A 20770-nucleotide genomic window follows, 5' to 3' on the forward strand; every position below is an offset into this window, starting at 1 on the left:
ATATTCAAGGAGGAATTATATGTCTCTTGTCATTAATAACAACCTGATGGCCGTCAATGCTCAACGTAACTTAAGCAAGTCTTATGGAGAACTGAGTTCTTCTGTTCGAAAACTTTCTTCAGGTCTTCGTGTAGGAACTGCTGCTGATGACTCAGCAGGGTTAGCCATTCGAGAACTCATGAGATCTGACATTGCAACAACACAACAAGGAATACGAAATGCGAATGATGCTATTTCTATGATTCAAACTGCGGATGGTGCACTTGGAGTCATCGATGAAAAGCTCATTCGAATGAAAGAACTTGCTGAACAAGCTGCTACAGGTACATATAACTCCACTCAGCGTATGATTATTGACTCTGAATATCAAGCTATGGCCTCAGAAATTACTCGTATTGCTAATGCGACAGAATTTAATGGTATAAAACTTCTTGATGGTTCATTATCAGGTAATCATGATGGGAAAAAAATAAATTCAACTGGTGCAGTACGTATCCACTTTGGGACATCTAACAGCTCTGCTGAAGATTACTATGATATTAAAATTGGTGGCTCTACAGCTTCTGCATTAGGACTTGGTAATACAGTAAAAGGTGCGGGTGCTACAGTCTCTACTCAAGCTGCAGCACAAAATGCCTTAAAAGCTATAGATAATGCCATTGTTTCAAAAGATAAAATTCGAGCACACCTTGGTGGATTACAAAATAGACTTGAAGCTACAGTTGATAATTTAAGTATACAAAATGAAAACTTACAAGCTGCTGAATCTCGTATATCTGATATAGATGTAAGCCAAGAAATGACACAATTTGTACGTAACCAAATACTTACACAAACAGGTGTTGCTATGCTTTCACAAGCTAATTCTCTACCACGTATGGCTCAGCAACTTATTGGCTAAAAAAAAATATATATATACAACGGCTCCTCTTTATTAAGGGAGTCGTTGAAATATACAATTAACTTCACTCAAAATATCTTTATCTGGTAACTAAAGAACTAACTATTATCTATGAAACTATTTATTGTAATATGAGTTATAAAAATTTAAATACTACGTTCATTACCTATAGAATGCTTAATAAATTCTCTAAAAAACGTATCATGCTTTTTGACAAAAGTAACTATTTTTGACTCCAACACAAAAGGTTTTGAATCTGCTGTATATTCAAAAACAGCTATAATAATCATACAAAAAACAAAAGCTTTTAATGCACCAATTACTCCTCCTCCCAGCCAATTTATCCAACCTCCAGACTTCCATCCTAAATGCTTCTGCAATAACCCACTCATAATAGAGGAAATAATCATTACACTAAAAAAGATTGCTATATATGCTAAAAAGTAAGACCATTTTTGAGAACCTATATAACTTAATAACATATTACCGAATTTTATATATAACATATAAGCAGTCCATAAGCTTATAATAAAAATTATTATACCTGCTAATTCTTGTAATAACCCCCTATTAAGACCTTTTAAAATAAAGAAAATACATAAGATAACTAATACAAGATCTAATATATTTAGTTGATATAATAAGTTCATAATATAAAATATATCTATAATATTGTTATTAAATTTTTAACATATCTCTAGTCTTCTTTAACTATATATTAAAGTAGGCTAGATTAGCCTTCAAATTTATACTATATATAAAAATAGTTATAAAGTATACTAAGATATTTCTAAAAATGTATAAAAATATAAAAAGTATTGTTAAAAAATCTACTAAAAATTTTTCTACAAAATAATTTTTTTAAAAGATAGAAATTTTTTCAAATATTTTAAAAAATAATTTAGAATATAAAAATATATTGTGAAACTATATTCTTTCTCTAACTAATATTTATTAGTCCCCAACAGCATAGAAAGCAATATTATGTAACTTAATTTGCTTAAGTATAATAATATTACCTTTCTTATAAAATTATAATAATATCTTAATAGGGAATTGAGTTATTTCTAACTTGACCAATATATCAAATTCAGAATACATTATAACTGTGACTAATCAATGGAAGGGTGGCAGAGTGGCTTAATGCGGCGGTCTTGAAAACCGTTGACGTTGCAAGGCGTCCGGGGGTTCAAATCCCTCCCCTTCCGCCAGAATCCAAATAATACCTTTAATCTTTAATATAATTTTTTATATAAAAATTATAAGACAAATTTTTAATCTACTCTTATCCAAAAATTCTTTATAAATAAAAATAGACAATATTTTACTCTACTTGCAATGAACCTCTGAATGAATCAAAGTTTTTGATACCAAGTTCATTACAAATAATAGGTAATGCCTCAGCAATACGAAATGCAATATCTGGTTGAATAAAATTCATTGTTCCAATCTGTACTGCATGAGCTCCTACAAGAATAAATTCTAAAACATCTCTTGCTGAGGTAATCCCACCAATACCTATTACAGGAATGTTTACAGCCTTACACACTTCCCAAACACATCGTAGTGCAATAGGTTTAATTCCTGGACCAGATAGGCCACCTATAACTGTAGATAACAATGACTTACGTTTTCTAATATCTACAGCCATTCCAGTTAGTGTATTAATACAAGAAATAGCATCAGCTCCAGCACTCTCAACAGCTTTGGCAATAATAGTAATATCTGTTACATTAGGAGAAAGTTTAACCATCACAGGTTTACTTCCTGCATTCTTACACACAGCTTCAGTAACCTTAGCTGCTAAACTAGGATCCTGGCCAAAAAATGTTCCACCACTTTTTACATTAGGGCAAGAAACATTAACCTCTAAAGCAGCAACTCCCTCTTCTGCTGCCAAAATAGCTGTAAGTTCACTAAATTCTTCAACTGATGTCGCATATAGATTAGCTATAACTGGAGTTTCTTTCCAAGGTAAGCGTGGAAGCTTTTTTTGTATAAATAATTCAACACCATCATTTTGTAAGCCTATAGTATTCAACATCCCACATGGTGTTTCAGCAATTCTAGGTAATGGGTTTCCTTTTCGTGGCTTTAACGATAAGCCTTTAACAATAATCCCTCCAAGTTGAGACAAATCACCATACCCTATAAACTCTGCTCCATAACCAAATGTTCCAGATGCTGTTAAAACAGGATTTTTCAAAACTAAAGGAATGCTTGAAGTCGTAGTAAGAGATACGGTATAGTTATCCATGGTGATCCTCACAATGTAATTTGATCAGCCCAAAAAACAGGTCCATTTGTACATGTAGGAACAGGCATACCAGCCATATTTTTTACTGGCCATTTATCTGTAGTTTGCACAACACAACCAAGACAAGCACCAACCCCACAAGCCATTTGTGACTCAAGAGAAAGTTGTGTTCGAACATTATTTTCAAGAGCAATAGACTGCACAAACTTTAAAAATGGGGTAGGTCCACAAACAAGGATCAAACCATTACAAGCAGCATAGTTTTTAACTTGTGTACTAACTTGTTCAAGAAATACTTCTCTATCTTGAAGAGTATTTTCTTGGAAAGAAAAAAAATTTACTTTTTCTGATAAATTTTCAATAGGATAGCAATCATTAGGATATTTATGACTAAACATCATATAAAGATTTTTAGGGTTGGGATGAGAATCAATATATCCAATAAAAGGAGCAATACCAATCCCTCCGGCCAAAATCAGTGTAGGCTTTTCTTCTGTACTAAAACGGTTGCCTAATGGTCCCCATAAATGGACCATATTACCACTCCGTAAGTAAGCCATCCGCTCTGTACCTTTACCAGAAACTTGAAAAAAAATAACTAATTCTTCTTTAGTTACCCTACAGATAGAAAAAGGACGTGCCCAAGGAATTTCTAAATTCCAACTTTGAGGACGTATCATAACAAACTGTCCTGGAGCCCAACCTTTCCAATCTGGAAGTTCCAAACGTAGTGCAAAAAAATGTCCTTGCATACCTGCAAGACCAAAAGGGATATTATCAATAACTGCAAGGTTATAAAAATTGGCACTTGCCATAATAGACCTAGCCTTATTGGTTTAATCAATTAATGATAACAAAGGATCATCTTAAAGGTAGTGTCCTATCAAAAGAAGGTCAAGAGCAGAAAACTTGTTTTTTCTTTCAAAAACACTCTTTACCTTTTTACTATTGTTACCTAAATTATATTGTTAGGTAAAGATAATAAAACCTCCTCCAATGATATACTATCTACTATAAAAAATTACTAAACAAATAAAAGGCGTTAAACAGTTATGTATAATATGCCCAAAGGATTTCGTTTTGCTACAGCTAGAGCTGGGTTCCGTAGAGCATACTGTAATGACACAGCTCTTGTTGTTAGTGAAACACCTGCTGTTGCTGCAGGCACGTTTACTTTGCACAAATTCCCAGCAGCTCCTGTCCAAATAGGAAAGGAAAGACTATCTAATAATCTAACAATGCGAGCTATTCTTATCAATTCAGGACAAGCCAATGCTTGTACTGGCTATGAAGGATTAAAAAACTGTCGCCACACTCTTGAACTCCTTTCTAATGCTATTGGTTTTAATTCACAAAATATTTTACCTGCCTCTACTGGAGTTATTGGTGTTCAATTCAACATGGCTCTCTGGGAAAAAGTTATTCCTGTCCTTATAGAACGACTAGGTAAAGATGGTCCAGAAGACTTTGCTAAAGCTATTATGACTACAGATGCTTTCCCTAAATTTACTCATAAAAAAGTTCAATTATCTCAAGGTACAATTAATATTGTAGCAATGGCCAAAGGTGCAGGAATGATCTGCCCACAGATGGCAACAATGCTAGCTGTTATACTTTGTGATGCTGACATTCAAGTAGAGTGTTGGAGAGAACTTATCTCCCATACAGTAAACATAACATTCAACCGAATAACTGTTGATGGTGACACATCTACTAATGATACTGTTTATGCTCTTTCTAATGGCTGTTCTGGTATTTCTATTACAAATAATGAATCATTGAATCTTCTTCAAGAGGGGCTTACGTCTATATTAAGCGAACTTGCTTATATGTTGGTACAAGATGGTGAGGGAGCCACAAAGGTTGGACATATTTATGTCACAGGTGCTTTATCTGACACCGACGCAGAGACTGTTGCACGTACCGTTGGCAACTCTCAACTTGTAAAAACAGCTCTTTTTGGCCAAGATGCTAATTGGGGCAGAATTATAGCAGCTATTGGGCGTAGTCATGCAACATTTGACCCACTAGCGGTTTGTGTTAAACTTTGTGGTGTAACTGTTTTTTTAAATGGTCAACCCACCAAAGATAACTTTGATGACATACTTAAAGAACCATTACAACAAAAAGATATCCTAATAGAAATTCAACTAGGACATGGACCTGGTATGTATAAACTTCTAACCTCTGACTTAACACACGATTATATAACATGTAATTCAGCATATAGAAGCTAACTTCCCATATATAAATTATAGAAAAAATCTTTTTAAGAGTAATACTCTACTAGTAAAAAATTCTTAAACCTTACTTCTTAGCTATAACTTATAGTAATTTTATACAGTTATAATAATTATAAGTAGATATCTTCTTATTATCTATATGTTTTTTAGTATAACTTTTGTATATCGAGCTTATTATGCAACCTATTATAGTTAGTTCAAATGAGGCAGGACAAAAACTTTTTCAATTTTTAACTCGCCGTTTAACTGTACCCAAAAGCATATTACACCGCTGGATCCGTACAGGACAAACCCGTATTAATGGGAAACGTGTGACCCCCTTTACTATAGTAAACTTTAAAGACAAAATACGTATTCCACCTTTTGCATACGAATATAAAAAAAAAGATTTAACAACCTCTCTTATACATAATCAATATGATATAAGCCCTATAAGCTCTCATACTACTTCTCCACTTCCCCCAGTTATAGCTCACTCCCCAGAGTTTATTATATTTTATAAGCCAGCTGGCCTAGCTGTTCATGGTGGGACAGGACAAACAGATAGTTTAGCTCACCGATTATCACAACATTATGCACATAGTACTTTTATGCCAACACCTGTACATAGATTAGATAAAGATACATCTGGGCTTCTTCTTGTTGCTAAAACATATAATAGTCTAAGATATTTTTCTGAACTTTTTGCTTCACATAGTACACAACTAACAAAAGAATATCTTGCATGGGTAGTTGGGATATGTCCATGGACTCAACCCATCTGCCTTGAAGATATCCTTACTAAAAAACAAAAACAGGATAACTATTCAAGACTTAATAGTTACCAAAATAAACTACAACAAACTTCAGCTCAAAAGGCTTCATTAACAGTACGTTGTATAAAACAGTATAAAGATAAAAGCCTATTACTTATCAAGCTTCATACTGGCCGTACACACCAAATTAGAATTCAACTTTCTATTCATGGTTTTCCAATTATTGGAGATAAAAAATATGGGAATACAATACGTTCTCACAATCTTAAACTTCATGCTTTCAGATTGAGTTTTCCAGGATATACGTTTACTATTCTTCCCTCATGGGATGATAAGTGGCAAGTTACTCAAGAAGATATACCTAACTAATTTAATTATGAGATATTATATAACTTGTTACAACAATAGCATATTGTAGATATTTTTTTTATACCTTATAGTAACTAGCAAATTATATTGTAATAGCTAAAACAACATTATATGTTTTCCAAAAGATAACTGGGACTATTCATGAAGTACATGCTTTCTCTATGGATTAATATCTTATTTTGCTTTTTTTTTATTGTAAATCCAATATATGCTGAAAAAAAAGAACATTATATTAATGGAATTGACGCTCATTATCCACCTTTTAGTTTTATAGATGAACATGGGGATCCTACAGGATTTGATGTCGAAGCACTTAATTGGATTGCAAACAAACTAGGCTTTACAGTTGAACATCGTCCTATAAGTTGGGATGGAATTATTCCTGCACTTCTTGCAAAAAAAATTGATATGATCTGCTCAGGAATGAGTATTTCTCCAGAACGTGAAAAAAATATTCTTTTTACAAGACCATATTGGATAACACAAAAAATACTTATTGTTCATAAAGATAGTAAATTAACTCCTGAAGAAATTTTTTATGGAGAAAATATCATAGTAGGAGTACAATGTGGTACAAATGAAGCAACGTTTCTTGAAAAAGAGCTAAAAAACAAAGGTTATAAATATAAATTACGCTATTATGACTCTTCACCTCTTGTAATTAAAGACTTGCTTAATGGAAGAATTAATGCCGCAGTCATGGATTGCCTTCCTGTTGATAATGCTATTAAACATAATAAAGCTATAAAAAAGCTTTATATCATAGATTATAGCGATGCCTTTGGTGTTGCTGTTAGAAAAGAAAACACTCAACTAGCAAAACGTATTGAAGATGGGTTTCTACTTTTACAGGCTGATCCATTTTGGGAAACACTAAAGCAAAAGTATCTACCTTTAAGAGAAAACCCTTAGCCAACTTATATTTATTTAATATAATCTTTATATATGAAGGGGATTATATTTTAAAATGTTGAATATTTCCTCTGAACTACTACATTCTATTAATATTATTATAGAAGCTCTTCCTAATATTTTCCAAGGAAGTTTAGTTACTATAATAACTGTACTTCTAGCCCTTTTTATTGGACTTATTCTTGGTATACCAATGGCAATTTTACAAGTATATGGACCACCATATATTAGGTATAGTATTCAAATTTACTGTTGGTTTTTTAGAGGAGTCCCTATTCTACTCCTCTTATTTCTTTTTTACTTTGGTCTCTTTGAACTTCTTCAACTTAACTTCTCTGCAGTCACTACCTCATGTATTGTCCTTGGGATTGCAAGTTCAAGTTATCAAACACAAATAATCAGAAGTGCTATCCAAATGATACCTTCTGGTCAACTAAAAGCAGCAAAAGCTCTTGGAATGACCAGTACTCAAGCTATCCTTGTAATTATTCTACCACAAGCATTAAGGTTATCAATCCCTGGTTGGTCAAACGAATACTCTATCCTTCTTAAAGATTCTGCCATATGTTTTGTTCTTGGGACACCAGAGATTATGGCACAGACACAATTTGTAGCTTCAAGAACATATGAACACTTACTACTATATATTGTTGCAGGAATCCTTTATTTCCTTATTACACTTATAGGTGTTTCCTTACTCCGTCGACTTGAACAATATCTTTATCTTCCTGGATATACTGCCTCTCTCCATTAAGGATGTCTTTATGATAGATTCTACATATCCTATTCTCTATGTTAAAAATATTACAAAATCATTTAATAATAAACTGATTCTTAATAATATATCGGTTAACATTAATAAGGGCGACATTAAAGTGTTGATTGGCCCTTCAGGTGCTGGGAAAAGTACTTTTCTCCAATGTCTTAACTGCCTCATTTTACCTGATAGCGGAGGTATTTACCTATATGGAGATAAAATCGATTTATCAAATCACTATAGCTTATCTGAATTACGTAAAAAAGTTGGAATGATTTTTCAAGACTTTAATCTATTTGATCACCTAACCACAGAAGAAAATATTTCGATTGCTTTACGTAAAGTAGCTAATTATTCTTATAAAGCTGCAAGAGAAAGAGCATTAGAAGAACTTGCACAAGTAGGATTAATAGACAAAGCAAATCTATACCCTGCACAACTTTCTGGAGGACAAAAACAACGTTTAGCAATTGCACGTGCTTTGGCAATGGAACCTAATGTTATGCTACTTGATGAACCAACTTCAGCTCTTGATCCTAAATTAACATGTGAAGTCCTAACTGTTATCCAAAAATTAGCTAATAATGGTATGACAATGGTGATTACAACACATCAGATGGACTTTGCCTGTGCTATTGCTACAGATATTCTATTTATGGAACATGGTGAAATTGTTGAGCAAGGTTCACCATGTCAACTTCTCTCTCCAGAGGCTCAAACAAGAACAAATGGCTTCTTCAAATCTTTTATTTCTCCTCTTCAAAGTAATTCATTATCTATAGAGAAACCATCTATCAGCATGTTACTTTCAGGAGATCTTTCTCATGATCTAACTAATAGTGGTACAGAATCCATTTCTTTCCCTGAAAAAAACGAAAATTAATATGCTGTTAGATATTACATTTATTACCCAGACTGTTGTACCTACTCTTAATAAAGGTCTACTGGTATCTATTGCTTTAATTATTCCATCAGCTATTATTGGTTTTCTACTTGGTGTTTGTATAGGTATAATTCGTGTATTCGGAAAACGTTGGTTACAACGTTTAGGAAATATATTCACTCTCATTTTCCGAGGAGTTCCCCTTACCGTCCAACTTATGATTTTATATTTTGGCCTTCCTAATATAAATATTTATTTTGAACCATATATTGCAGCAGTTATTGGATTTACCCTATGTACTGGTGCATACCAATCAGAATATATCCGTGGAGCATTGCTCTCAATAAAAAAAGGACAACTCCAAGCAGCTTATGCTCTTGGCTTCACTCGACTAAAAGCTATACTTTTTATTATTATTCCTCAAGCTACACGATATGCTTTACCAGGATGTGGAAATGAGCTTGTTTATCTTATAAAATATTCTTCTCTTGCATACCTTATCACATGTATAGAGCTCACAGGTGAGGCAAAAATTCTTGTCTCTCAAACAGTTAAGCCCATGGAAATATATTTTATAGCAGCTATATACTATTTAAGCTTTGTTTCTATTGCTACCTGGATACTAAAAAAATTAGAAACACTGTATGCTATCCCAGGGTTTGGCAAAAAACATATCGACTACTTATAACATATACTATACTAAAAAAACTTCTCTTATGTTATCTAAAAGTAGTTAAATGAAGGATCTCCTCATGCCTATCCAAGAAAATATTAGAAACTTTAGTATTATTGCCCACATTGATCACGGGAAATCTACTCTTGCAGATCGGATCCTTGAATATACTAACCTTGTTTCGGATAGAGAAAAACGTGACCAATATCTAGATAAAATGGAGTTAGAAAGGGAAAGAGGTATTACAATTAAAGCACAAACAGTGCGAATTCCATATATAACTGCTGATGGAAAAACTTACATATTAAACCTTATTGATACACCTGGTCATGTAGATTTTAATTACGAAGTCTCTCGTTCTTTATCAGCCTGTGAAGGATCACTACTTGTTATAGATACTACTCAAGGAGTAGAAGCCCAAACTCTTGCCAATGTATACTTAGCTCTAGAACATAACCATGAGGTTATTCCTATCCTTAATAAAATTGATCTTCCTAGTGCTGATATAGAAAAAGTTAAAGCTGAAATTGAAGAAACTATTGGACTTGATTGCTCGACCGCTATCTCTATAAGCGCAAAAACAGGGTTAGGAGTAGATAGTGTTCTTGAGGCTATTGTTCAACAACTACCAGCACCAAAAGGAGATCCAAACAACCCACTAAAAGCTCTGATATTTGACTCATGGTATGATGCATATCAAGGTGTTGTTGTACTTTTTCGTATAATGGATGGAACAATAAAAAAAAATGATATAATAAAACTTTTTTCAACAGAAAAAAGTTACGAAATTACTCGACTAGGAGTTTTTTCTCCAGAAGCAATAGATATCCCACAACTTTCTGCTGGAGAAGTAGGATTTTTATGTGGTAATATCAAAACACTAGGTGACGCTAAAGTTGGCGATACGATTACACTTCTTCATAATCCCTGTACCAAAGCAATCCCAGGATTTAAAGAAATTCAACCTGTGGTATTCTGTGGGCTTTATCCATCTGAATCAAGTGATTATGATATACTTAAAGCAGCATTAGAAAAACTTCAACTTAATGACGCAGCATTTTCATGGGAGCCAGAAACATCACAAGCTTTAGGATTTGGTTTTCGTTGTGGATTTCTTGGTTTATTACACATGGAAATTATTCAAGAACGTCTTGAGAGAGAATTTCAAGTAGAACTTATTGCTACTGCTCCCTCAGTTATTTATAAAGTTGAAACAACTGACGGGAAAATACAAGAAATTGATAATCCATCAAAACTCCCTGAACTAGGGAAAATTGTTCACTTATATGAACCATATGTTCATATTGATATTCATGTCCCAAGTGAATTTGTTGGAAATGTTCTTAAATTATGTGAAGAAAAAAGAGGTATACAAAAAAATATTGCTTATCCTGCTCAACAACGTGTAATTATTACATATGAACTCCCGTTCTCTGAAATTGTTTTTGATTTTTTTGACCGTCTTAAGTCAGCAACAAAAGGATATGCCTCTATGGACTATGAAGTCATAGACTACCGCATATCTAATCTTGTACGTCTTGATATTTTACTAAATGGTGAACCTGTTGATGCGCTTGCTGTTATTGTTCATCGCGATAAAGCATATCACTATGGCCGCTCATTGGCTATCAAACTCAAAAAAACTATTCCTAGACAAATGTTTGAAGTAGCAATCCAAGCAGCTATTGGCCAAAAAGTTATTGCTCGAGAATCAATCTCTGCTCTACGTAAAAATGTAACTGCTAAATGCTACGGAGGAGATATAACACGCAAACGTAAATTATTAGAAAAGCAAAAAGAAGGTAAAAAACGAATGAAACGGATGGGGAATGTAGAACTACCCCAAGAAGCGTTTCTTGCAGCACTACAAATGGGAGACGATTAGTACTATAGACTACCCAACTAGCATAATAATATAATAATACAAGGGATTGTGATAATTGAAAGTGCTGTATTTAAAAAAATATCAAGAGAAGCATATCATGTATATACATAATATTTTTCAGCAATAATATAAGCTATAATACCTTTTGGCATAGCTACAATTAATACTATAACACCTACCAACTTACTATTCAAACCTAGTAATGTAAAACAACAGTAAGTTATCAATGGTTGAATAGCTAATTTAAGAATATGTACTGGTAAATGTTGTATAAACCAGCCTGCTACAAAACCCTCTGAAGAAGACAATTGTGCTGTCAAAATCATACCTATACAAAACAATGCACAGAGTGCTGCCGTTCCACCAAGTATAGTAGCCATAGTTAATAGCGGAGTTGGTATAAAAAAACTAGTAATATTCCATAATCCAACAAGAATGGAATCTAAAAATACTGGATTTCTCATAAAAGAAAAAAACTTTTGTAAAGCAATCCATTGTGTTTCTGATTTATCTTCAAATAACCTTAGCTACCCATCTACAAAGAGTAAAATAAACGAACTAAAGACAGTTAATAAACCTCCTATAGCAACAGCGATTGTATCTCCTGGGAACAATAGTGCTACTATTGGTACTCCCATAAGCCCTGCATTATAAAAACTTGCCAATGATATCAAAATGATATTTTCTTCAAATATTTTTTTTAAGAAAAAGAAAAATACTATATGCTATAAGATAGGTGACAACTATATCTAATAAAATCCCCAAAATAAACGTTGAAAAAAACTCACCAGGTTCTATTCTTACTAATTTATAAAAAACAATGCATGGTAAAGCTACGTTATATGTAAACTGATTAAGACCTACGGAAAGACTTGCAGGCAAAAATCCTGAATAGTAAGTAAGTGCTCCAAAAAGAATAATACCAAAAATAGGAATAAGAGTTGTAATAATATCCAATTGAATCACTTAGTATAAGTTATGTACTATATAAATTTTTATCTTTCTATAACACTATATGATGCTACTATATAAAACTATTTCTTTAATAATAGTTCAATTTCTTCACGAATAACTCGTACAGCTGCTTCAGCAGCAAATTTATCAATCTCTGGCTGCAATCTATCAACCACTTCTTTTACAAGTATATCCATCTGCAAAGAATTATCTATCTTTTCATCTATAGAATTAAAACGCATCACATTTGAATCTTGTAACTCCTCTACTTCTGACTCATGAGCCATAATAATTAACTCTAATGCACTTACTCTTTGCTTAAGAGCCTGAGACTCATTTTCTAACTGTTGGATTCTAACATTCAACTCATCTATAACTGTATTAGTAACAGAAGGAAGTACACTACTAACTTCTAAAGTTGTATCAGAAGATTGCACCTTTTTTGCAGCTGTCTCCATTACTCTAGAATCATTACTACTAATTTGAATCTCTTCAGAAGATACTGCTGATAGTGATTGTGGCACATTACTATTATTATCTAGTAGATTCTTTTCATTTGCTAAAAATGCTGGATCTTTTACTGCATCAAGAATAGCCTCAACTTCTCCTTTATCTTTATCTGATAGTATATGTTCTACATTTGTTACATCTTCAACCACAACATCAGGTAACGTCTTATCAATATCTTCTAACTGATTAGGACTCTCCTCTTGTTCAACTACATCCACAATTTTTTTAGGTGAAATATCAACAGTAGAGTCTAAGTCTTCTTCCATAAGTAAATCATCTAGGTCATCAAGGCCATCAAGTGCCTTTTCTAAAAAGTTTGTTTTATCTTCATTAGTCGAAAATTCTAATTGACCTAAATTCAAACTTGCATTGGATGATTCTTTTTGATTTTTAATTGGCTCTTTTTCTTCTTCACTGAATAAATTATCAAGCAGCGCATCTAAATCTTCTGGGTCAGAGTCTATTTTACTTAAAACATTTGTTTCAACCTTTTCTTCTCCAAGATTATCAAGAAGATCTTCACTATCAATATCAACTTGTTGAGAGTTATTTTCTTCTTTTACCTCTTCAGACTCTTCTGCAAAAAGTTCATCTAAGTCCGGAATATCCTCTAATGAAATGGGATCATCATTACTAAGTATATCTGAAAGCTGTGAATCAAAGTCAACTTTTTCAGAATCCTGACTTTCACTTTTGTCAGAAGATTGAACAATATCTACTAAGTCAATGATATCATCTAGTGACTCAAGAGTTGCATCTTTTGCCATATTGGCCTCTATTAATAATGTTTATTAATCATCCCTTCTAACAGATATATAGAACTATAGTAGTTATAAGATTCAAAAATAAATAACAGTTATACTTATATACTTATACTATAGTTTTACCTATGCCATATTTTTTCTACTTTGCAAGTAATATCCATGCATTACCCATTCCAGACAAAGAAATGCTTTCTTGATAAGCTTGTTGACCACTACCACAAAATATATCTATCTTTTTCCCCTTAACACCACCACTATCTTGAGCAATACCAATACCACAGGTTTCTTTTGTAAACTCATTAGTAGAAGCATTATTAGATAAGTCAAAAGCTATAATTGCCCCCAAAGGAAATACAGAACGATCAACAGACATACTTATCCAGGGAGAAAGAATATATCCACTACTACCAATTGGTCCATCTTTATACAGTTTAAAAAATACATACCTATTATTTTTGTATAATAATTCTGACATGCGTAATGGATTTTCTTGAATCCAATTTCTTATTAACTCAATATTTTTATTCCCTTGCGGGATAATACCTTGTGTTTCAAGATAACTAGCTAAACTATGATACTCTTGTCCATTACTGCCAGCAAACCCAATATGTATAGAAGAACCATCTTCAAAAACTAATAAACCTGAGCCTTGGATATGTAAAAAGTAAGAATCTAATGGATCTTTCAACCATGCGACCTCTAATCCCTTACCCTTCAATACTCCCTTATCATCAATTTCATACCGACTATAGTAAGGAATAGGCCCTTTTTCTGTTTGTCGATATATAATATGAGATCCTACCAACTCTTTTTTAAATAACCCTAGGTTGAGCTGATGCAAGTCTGGTGGTGTTTTATATAAAGGATATCTATACTCCTTACTTGGTTTATAGCTTGCCTTAAACATAGGCTCATAATAACCTAAAAAATTTATATCTTCTGTTAAACCTATCCACTGAAAATCCTTTGAAAGAACTTCTGGATGTTCATCTAATTGATCAAGTAATGTTTCAAGTCGATTAACTGTATTAAAAAGTTGACCCCATGTAATTGCAATATCACCATGTGCTATTGCCACTTGCTCTAAGTCTTTCTTACTTAAATATTGATGAGTTGCCTCCAAAGCTGGCCTAAGTTCTTTCCATGAGCGAAGATTTTGTTTTCTTGGAGAAAATGTCTTTGCAATAGCTGTTGCACTCTGTTGTTCTTTTATATTATAAAAAGGTCTTAAATTTGTATATGATAAGCCATTAGATGACATAGATTCCATCAAACTATTGCTACAACCAACTATGCCTAAGAAACATATTATAATAGATAGATATCTCCATCTAACTAAATACCTTCCCATAATAGGAATAAAAATATGCAACATACACCTTCTCATACAATATGTTATTCTCACCGTGTTTCTTATGGTGAGACAGATGCTATGGGTTACTTATATCATGCAGAATATTTACATATTTTTGAAATAGGACGTACTGAATTTCTCCGTAGCCTTGGTATAAGTTATGCAGAGATTGAAAGTAGAGGCATCAGATTACCTGTATGTCATGCAACATGTCACTATCGCCATCCAGCCCACTATGATGAAGTCCTAAACGTTCATATCAAAATTAATGAAATAAAAAAAGCTTCTTTGACTTTTAGCTATTCTGTTATAAACAAACATTCTAATAAGTTACTTACTAATGGGACTACAAGACTTGCCTGTACCAACATAAATGGACAACTTATAAAAATTCCTGAATGGCTTATCAATATTTTCTATGGTTCTTTACTAATGATTCCCAACAGTCATAACTGTAGTTAAAAATAACTATTTATTAGACTAGAAATAATGACAACTTCTAATATAACTATGTATTTTCTTAACTTAACCTTCACTCTGCTTTATTTAAAGTAAAATTATTGTACTTGGTTTATCTCATCATAACTAATAGAAATTCTTATAAATATTATCTTAGTAAGGGTTAGTATTAATATTTAATAAAAAATAACAAGTAACTTATGCTAATTCAAAAAAAAAACATACGCTTATATCAAAAAATATCAACTTATTCAAAAAGTTATTACTTTAGCCTTCCCTTTTTCAAAAATCCTATAAGCACAATATCCAACACTCTTAGTGTAATAAAAAAGTTGGTTAAATGCAAAACCAATTGTATTTTTACAGTGAGCGTCAGAACTAAAACAAATTGATACACCTTGTGCTTTAGCCATTTTTATTATTTCTAAACAAGGATATATTTCCTTACAAAATTTACGTAGCCCTGCAGACGAAACTTCAAGGCTCATACCACTATCACGAATAGCTATCAATAACTCTAAAACTATTTTTTGTCCTTCTGCACTATTAATCCAAGTTCTAAATATAGATGGAGTAAAAATTTTAATAAGATCAAAGTGAGCAACAACATGCATAAGTTTACTGCACACCATTTCTTTTAAAGAAGAAAAATAGTTTTTATAATGCATATAACACTGAGATAATGACAAGTTACGCCAGTCTTCTATAGTAAAATCGAAACCCCAACTCCCTAAAAAATGTACTCCACCAATAATATAGTCAAAATTATACATAGAAATCACTGAGTCCATAAAAAGACTTTCACTAGGTAACCAGTCAATTTCTACACCCAATAATACTTTATGATGCTCAAAACCACACTTTTTAATATGAGACACATTTTCAATATACTGAGGGAAATTATAACTCAAATGTTTATTATATTCAATAGGATATGAATATTTATGTGGTCTTGGTGCATGCTCAGAAAAACCTTGAATGTCTATGCCTTTATCTTTTGCTGCATAATACATTTCTTCAACTGTATTTTTGCCATGCGAAGCACTTGTATGCATATGTATATCAGCTAGCAATAGTATTCCTTTACTTTCATTATGTAGTTATTAAAAAAGAATCTACTTTTATTTCTAAAGTAGATTCTTTCATAACAAATTATAACTATTGTTATATTTTTAAAGCTGTTTGTAAATCTTTAACAGCATCTAATTGTTCCCAAGTAAATTCAGGTAATTCTCTTCCAAAATGCCCATAACAAGAAGTCTTACTATAAATTGGTCTTAGTAAATCTAAACGCTTTGTAATAAAATAAGGTCTTAGATCAAAAACCTCAAGTACAGCTTTTGTTAAGACTTCATCAGGAATATCGCTTGTACCTAAAGAAGATACTAAAACAGAAACAGGCTTTGCTACACCAATACAATAAGCAATTTGTACTTCACAGCGTTGTGCTAATCCAGTACCAACTACATTTTTTGCAATATAACGAGCCATATATGCTCCTGAACGATCAACTTTTGAGGCATCTTTCCCTGAGAAAGCTCCACCGCCATGATGGCCTGACCCCCCATACGTATCTTGAATAATTTTTCTTCCTGTCAAACCACAATCACCCATAGGGCCACCAACAACAAAACGTCCTGTTGTATTAATATATATTTCGCATTCTTTCTCATCGAACATTCCTGTAGGTTCAAGTACAGGACGAATCACTTTACTCTTAACAGCTTCAATAAGGTCACTTTGTGATACAGAAGGGGCATGTTGTGTAGAAACAACAACGTTGTTAATTCTTACAGGAACCCCATTATAATACTCAAAAGATATTTGTGTTTTCCCATCTGGCCGAAAAAAGGACACTTCTCCATCTTTTCGTACTTTTGTTAATTTTTGAGAAAGCTGATGTGCCCAATAAATAGGTGCTGGCATTAACGTTGGAGTTTCTCTACAAGCAAAACCAAACATCATTCCCTGATCTCCTGCACCTTGCTCTTCAGGTTTTGCACGATCAATTCCCTGAGCAATATCTAATGATTGCTTATCAATTGTGGAAAGAACTGCACATGTCTGCCAGTCAAAACCCATCTCAGAACTATTATAACCAATGGACTGTATGGTCCTTCGAACTACACTTAGCAAATCTGCATAACCATTTGTTGTAATTTCCCCAGCGATAATAGCCATCCCAGTAGAAACTAAAGCCTCACAAGCTACTCTAGAATGTGGATCTTGCTCTAACAACGTATCTAAAACAGCATCAGAAATTTGATCAGCAACTTTATCTGGATGACCTTCTGTTACTGATTCAGAGGTAAAAAAGTATCTCCCCTTTTCAATGGTCATATCTTCTCCCCTAAAAATACAAGCAAAAAACTGTATCAAAATTATAAATTCATTATATAATTTTCTTGTGTTTAACGTTAACTATATTAACACAATAAATATAATAAGTAACAATAGAATATTGCTATCATGTATGATTAGACTATGTCCAGAGGGGCTCATAAACTAAAATAAAAAACCAATCTAACTTTAAATAAATACTATTATGATAAAAAAACCTGTTTACCAAGGACAAATTGACGTTTTTTGTGCTGCATATGCAGCTATTAATAGTATTCGAATTGCCCAAGGAATAAATTTAATTAATGCACGCAAACTATTACATGAAGCTTTACTTAATGTTGCTAAGGATCTTGAACTATTCCAAAAAGTTCTTGATCAAAAAACAGATTATGTATTTTGGGTTGATAACATATTAGAACAAGAGTCAAAACGTGGTTCTATTACAGTAAAAAAAGCATTCCCTCATGCGACTGAAAAACTGGATAACCATATCACTAGCGATGATGTTTGGTGTTCTATTATAAATTGGCTTTCTAATGGAGAAAAACGTTCATGTCTCTTTCAGTTTATTCGCTATTTACCTACAAAAGGGTTATTTCTCCAACACTGGACATGTGGCTATAACTTACTATACAATAATACATTACTTCTCTTTGCTGATTCCTCATTAGAGCCAGACTCTCTCCAATATATATACAAAAAGGAACTTGGCACTACTTTTAAAAATCTTCATGATGAAGTAATAATTAAACCATATACGTTACGTTTAGTAGAACCAATTCTAATCTCTTAAAAACCTTGATAATAAAGGTAGAAAAATATATGCAAGTAATACGAGCAAAAACAGCAGGGACATGTTGGGGTGTTGATCTTGCTTTACGTAAACTTTCTCAGTCTATTGAAAATAAAGAAAAAGCTAATACACGTTTTGTCATGTATGGACTTATTATCCATAATCCTCAAGTTATAGTAGAATATAAGGCTCAAGGAGTTATATGTGTTGACTCTATTGAAGAAGTCCGTGCTGGAGATACTGTTATTATAAGAGCACATGGAATTCCTATCTATGAAGAACAACAACTAACTGACATTGGGATTAACCTCATAGATGCCACTTGTCCAAAAGTAAAAAAAACTCAACTTGCAATTGCGAATGCAACTAACAGTGAAACAATATTACTTCTCTTTGGTGAAGCAAACCACCCTGAAGTAAAAGGACTTATTTCCTATTCTCAAGGCCCATTCCATGTTTTTGACACAAAACAATTTGTTGAAGACTTTGATAATTCTCAAAACAAAACAATAGTTCTCGCCTCTCAAACAACACAAGATGAAATAACTTTCAAAGAAATACAAGAAATACTCCATCAAAAAGGAATACAACCTGTAATTCTTAATACCATATGTGATGCCACATATAAAAGACAGAGAGAACTTCTTTCTATTACAGAACAAGTGAATACTATGGTTGTAGTTGGTGGATTTACTAGTGGTAACACTCGTAGACTTGTTGAGCTATCAAAAGCAAAAGGAATCAAAACATTTCATATTGAAACAGTAGATGCCCTTTATGGAAATAATGAATTAGATCAAAATGATATTATTGGACTCACCGGAGGAGCATCTACCCCAAAACAGCTTATTGATAAAGTGGAAGATTTCCTTAGTAATAATCTAAGTTAATCCCATAAAAAAAGTAGATAGATTATACCCATTCTTTACTTGGAAGACATAAGTTGGAGGCAACATGTCACAAACAGGTATTCTTCTTGAATCTGGAACAAATGAACTAGAAATAGTAGAATTTTTTCTTGATGAGGATGATGACAATGGAGAAGTGTATCGAGGATATTATGGTGTGAATGTTGCTAAGGTACTTGAAATTATTAGAATGCCTAAAGTGACAGAACTACCTGATACTCAAGATGAGTCGATACTTGGAGCGTTTAATTTACGCTCACATGTTATTCCCCTTGTTGATCTAGGTCACTGGCTTGGGAAAAAACTTGCAAAAACAGATGAGCCCAAAAAAGTTATTGTTACAGAATTTAATGACGTAACAACATCTTTTATGGTCTCTGGAGTGAATAGAATCCATCGTATTAGTTGGGATGAAGTTGAGCCCCCAAATGACTATGTCTCTCAAGTTTCTAAAACAACCATTACTGGGATTATAACTATTGAAGATCGTATTGTTTTTATTCTTGATCTAGAAAAAATAGTAGCTGAACTTAACCCTGCATTAAGTCTCCGACTTGATGAGGCTGTAACATGGGGAAGCGAAATTCGTTACCGTGCTCTAATTGCAGACGATTCAAACCTTATCCGTGAAATGCTCAAGGATTTGATGCAAAAAGCAAATTTTGAAGTCGAAGCTGTTAATAATGGCCGTGAAGCATGGGAACGTTTAACTGAACTTAAAAATAGAGCTACTGAGGAAAATAAAAATATTACTGACTACGTACAAGCAGTTATAACAGATATTGAAATGCCAAGTATGGATGGACTTAATCTTTGTAAAAGAATAAAAGAAGATCCTCAACTACGAAAACTTCCTGTTGTACTTTTTTCTTCAATTATTACAGATAAACTTCGTCATAAAGGAATTGATGTTGGTGCAGACGATCAAATTTCAAAACCTGAGGTCACTCATCTTGCTAAACGTGTATATGCCCTTATTGCTGAACGACAGAGCTAACCATTCAACTAGATACTATCCTTTACCATACCTTTTCCCATACTAAAAAAAAA

The 20770-nt window shown here is 32.9% G+C and carries 21 protein-coding genes and 1 tRNA gene; 13 read left to right on the forward strand and 9 right to left on the reverse strand.

Features of this window, described 5'->3' with window-relative positions:
- The first annotated feature begins 19 nt into the window (after positions 1–19).
- Complete coding sequence (locus tag LI_RS03890) at positions 20–901, forward strand: flagellin N-terminal helical domain-containing protein (RefSeq protein ID WP_011526793.1); 882 nt, start codon at positions 20–22, stop codon at positions 899–901.
- Positions 902–1047: 146 nt separating this feature from the next.
- Here LI_RS03890 and LI_RS03895 read toward each other — a convergent pair whose 3' ends face one another.
- Positions 1048–1551, reverse strand: coding sequence for a CvpA family protein (locus tag LI_RS03895; RefSeq protein ID WP_011526794.1), 504 nt, complete (start codon positions 1549–1551; stop codon positions 1048–1050).
- Between the two features lie 471 nt (positions 1552–2022).
- On the opposite strand from LI_RS03895, the gene LI_RS03900 reads away from it, so the two are divergent.
- Positions 2023–2112, forward strand: a tRNA-Ser gene (locus tag LI_RS03900).
- A gap of 113 nt (positions 2113–2225) precedes the next feature.
- On the opposite strand, the gene LI_RS03905 is transcribed toward LI_RS03900, so the two are convergent.
- Positions 2226–3158 (reverse strand): dihydroorotate dehydrogenase, encoded by a 933-nt coding sequence (locus tag LI_RS03905; protein WP_015353772.1) that lies wholly within the window; start codon positions 3156–3158, stop codon positions 2226–2228.
- A gap of 8 nt (positions 3159–3166) precedes the next feature.
- Positions 3167–3973: a dihydroorotate dehydrogenase electron transfer subunit gene (locus LI_RS03910; RefSeq protein ID WP_011526796.1), complete on the reverse strand. Its 807-nt coding sequence runs from the start codon at positions 3971–3973 to the stop codon at positions 3167–3169.
- 237 nt (positions 3974–4210) lie between these two features.
- Here LI_RS03910 and argJ point away from each other — a divergent pair, with 237 nt between their 5' ends.
- From argJ to lepA, 7 genes are all read left to right on the forward strand, one after another.
- Positions 4211–5395, forward strand: a complete 1185-nt coding sequence (gene argJ, locus LI_RS03915; RefSeq protein WP_011526797.1) for a bifunctional glutamate N-acetyltransferase/amino-acid acetyltransferase ArgJ — start codon at positions 4211–4213, stop codon at positions 5393–5395.
- Positions 5396–5577: 182 nt separating this feature from the next.
- A complete protein-coding gene (locus LI_RS03920; RefSeq protein ID WP_223604152.1) occupies positions 5578–6525 on the forward strand; it encodes an RluA family pseudouridine synthase in 948 nt (315 codons plus the stop codon).
- A gap of 141 nt (positions 6526–6666) precedes the next feature.
- Entirely contained in the window at positions 6667–7437 is a 771-nt protein-coding gene (locus tag LI_RS03925; RefSeq protein WP_041817133.1) for an ABC transporter substrate-binding protein, read from the forward strand.
- A 55-nt stretch (positions 7438–7492) separates the two neighbouring features.
- Entirely contained in the window at positions 7493–8191 is a 699-nt protein-coding gene (locus LI_RS03930) for an amino acid ABC transporter permease (protein ID WP_011526800.1), read from the forward strand.
- A 10-nt stretch (positions 8192–8201) separates the two neighbouring features.
- On the forward strand, positions 8202–9077 hold the full coding sequence (locus tag LI_RS03935; RefSeq protein WP_011526801.1) for an amino acid ABC transporter ATP-binding protein: 876 nt from the start codon (positions 8202–8204) through the stop codon (positions 9075–9077).
- Between the two features lies 1 nt (position 9078).
- Positions 9079–9765, forward strand: coding sequence for an amino acid ABC transporter permease (locus tag LI_RS03940; protein ID WP_011526802.1), 687 nt, complete (start codon positions 9079–9081; stop codon positions 9763–9765).
- A 64-nt stretch (positions 9766–9829) separates the two neighbouring features.
- Positions 9830–11635: a translation elongation factor 4 gene (gene lepA, locus LI_RS03945; protein ID WP_015353773.1), complete on the forward strand. Its 1806-nt coding sequence runs from the start codon at positions 9830–9832 to the stop codon at positions 11633–11635.
- 95 nt (positions 11636–11730) lie between these two features.
- Here lepA and LI_RS07355 read toward each other — a convergent pair whose 3' ends face one another.
- From LI_RS07355 to LI_RS03960, 4 genes are all read right to left on the reverse strand, one after another.
- Positions 11731–12099 carry an AEC family transporter gene (locus tag LI_RS07355; RefSeq protein WP_011526804.1) on the reverse strand — a complete coding sequence of 123 codons (369 nt, stop codon included), beginning with the start codon at positions 12097–12099 and terminating at the stop codon, positions 11731–11733.
- A 223-nt stretch (positions 12100–12322) separates the two neighbouring features.
- A complete protein-coding gene (locus tag LI_RS07365) occupies positions 12323–12592 on the reverse strand; it encodes an AEC family transporter (RefSeq protein ID WP_050812173.1) in 270 nt (89 codons plus the stop codon).
- A gap of 77 nt (positions 12593–12669) precedes the next feature.
- Positions 12670–13866 carry a hypothetical protein gene (locus tag LI_RS03955; RefSeq protein ID WP_011526805.1) on the reverse strand — a complete coding sequence of 399 codons (1197 nt, stop codon included), beginning with the start codon at positions 13864–13866 and terminating at the stop codon, positions 12670–12672.
- 136 nt (positions 13867–14002) lie between these two features.
- Entirely contained in the window at positions 14003–15124 is a 1122-nt protein-coding gene (locus LI_RS03960; RefSeq protein ID WP_231850137.1) for an MltA domain-containing protein, read from the reverse strand.
- 105 nt (positions 15125–15229) lie between these two features.
- On the opposite strand from LI_RS03960, the gene LI_RS03965 reads away from it, so the two are divergent.
- Positions 15230–15679 (forward strand): acyl-CoA thioesterase, encoded by a 450-nt coding sequence (locus LI_RS03965; protein WP_011526807.1) that lies wholly within the window; start codon positions 15230–15232, stop codon positions 15677–15679.
- 248 nt (positions 15680–15927) lie between these two features.
- Here LI_RS03965 and LI_RS03970 read toward each other — a convergent pair whose 3' ends face one another.
- The gene (locus tag LI_RS03970; RefSeq protein ID WP_223604154.1) at positions 15928–16731 is read right to left on the reverse strand and encodes a histidinol-phosphatase; all 804 of its coding nucleotides are present in this window, start codon (positions 16729–16731) and stop codon (positions 15928–15930) included.
- 109 nt (positions 16732–16840) lie between these two features.
- The gene (gene metK / locus LI_RS03975; protein WP_011526809.1) at positions 16841–18016 is read right to left on the reverse strand and encodes a methionine adenosyltransferase; all 1176 of its coding nucleotides are present in this window, start codon (positions 18014–18016) and stop codon (positions 16841–16843) included.
- A gap of 205 nt (positions 18017–18221) precedes the next feature.
- Here metK and LI_RS03980 point away from each other — a divergent pair, with 205 nt between their 5' ends.
- The 3 genes from LI_RS03980 to LI_RS03990 all read left to right on the forward strand — a co-directional run bounded on the left by LI_RS03980 (position 18222) and on the right by LI_RS03990 (position 20717).
- Entirely contained in the window at positions 18222–18812 is a 591-nt protein-coding gene (locus LI_RS03980; protein ID WP_011526810.1) for a hypothetical protein, read from the forward strand.
- Positions 18813–18841: 29 nt separating this feature from the next.
- On the forward strand, positions 18842–19702 hold the full coding sequence (ispH, locus tag LI_RS03985) for a 4-hydroxy-3-methylbut-2-enyl diphosphate reductase (RefSeq protein WP_015353774.1): 861 nt from the start codon (positions 18842–18844) through the stop codon (positions 19700–19702).
- A gap of 64 nt (positions 19703–19766) precedes the next feature.
- Complete coding sequence (locus LI_RS03990; RefSeq protein ID WP_011526812.1) at positions 19767–20717, forward strand: chemotaxis protein; 951 nt, start codon at positions 19767–19769, stop codon at positions 20715–20717.
- Positions 20718–20770 lie beyond the last annotated feature (53 nt).

Origin of the sequence: Lawsonia intracellularis PHE/MN1-00, assembly GCF_000055945.1 — a bacterium.
GTDB lineage: Bacteria > Desulfobacterota > Desulfovibrionia > Desulfovibrionales > Desulfovibrionaceae > Bilophila > Bilophila intracellularis.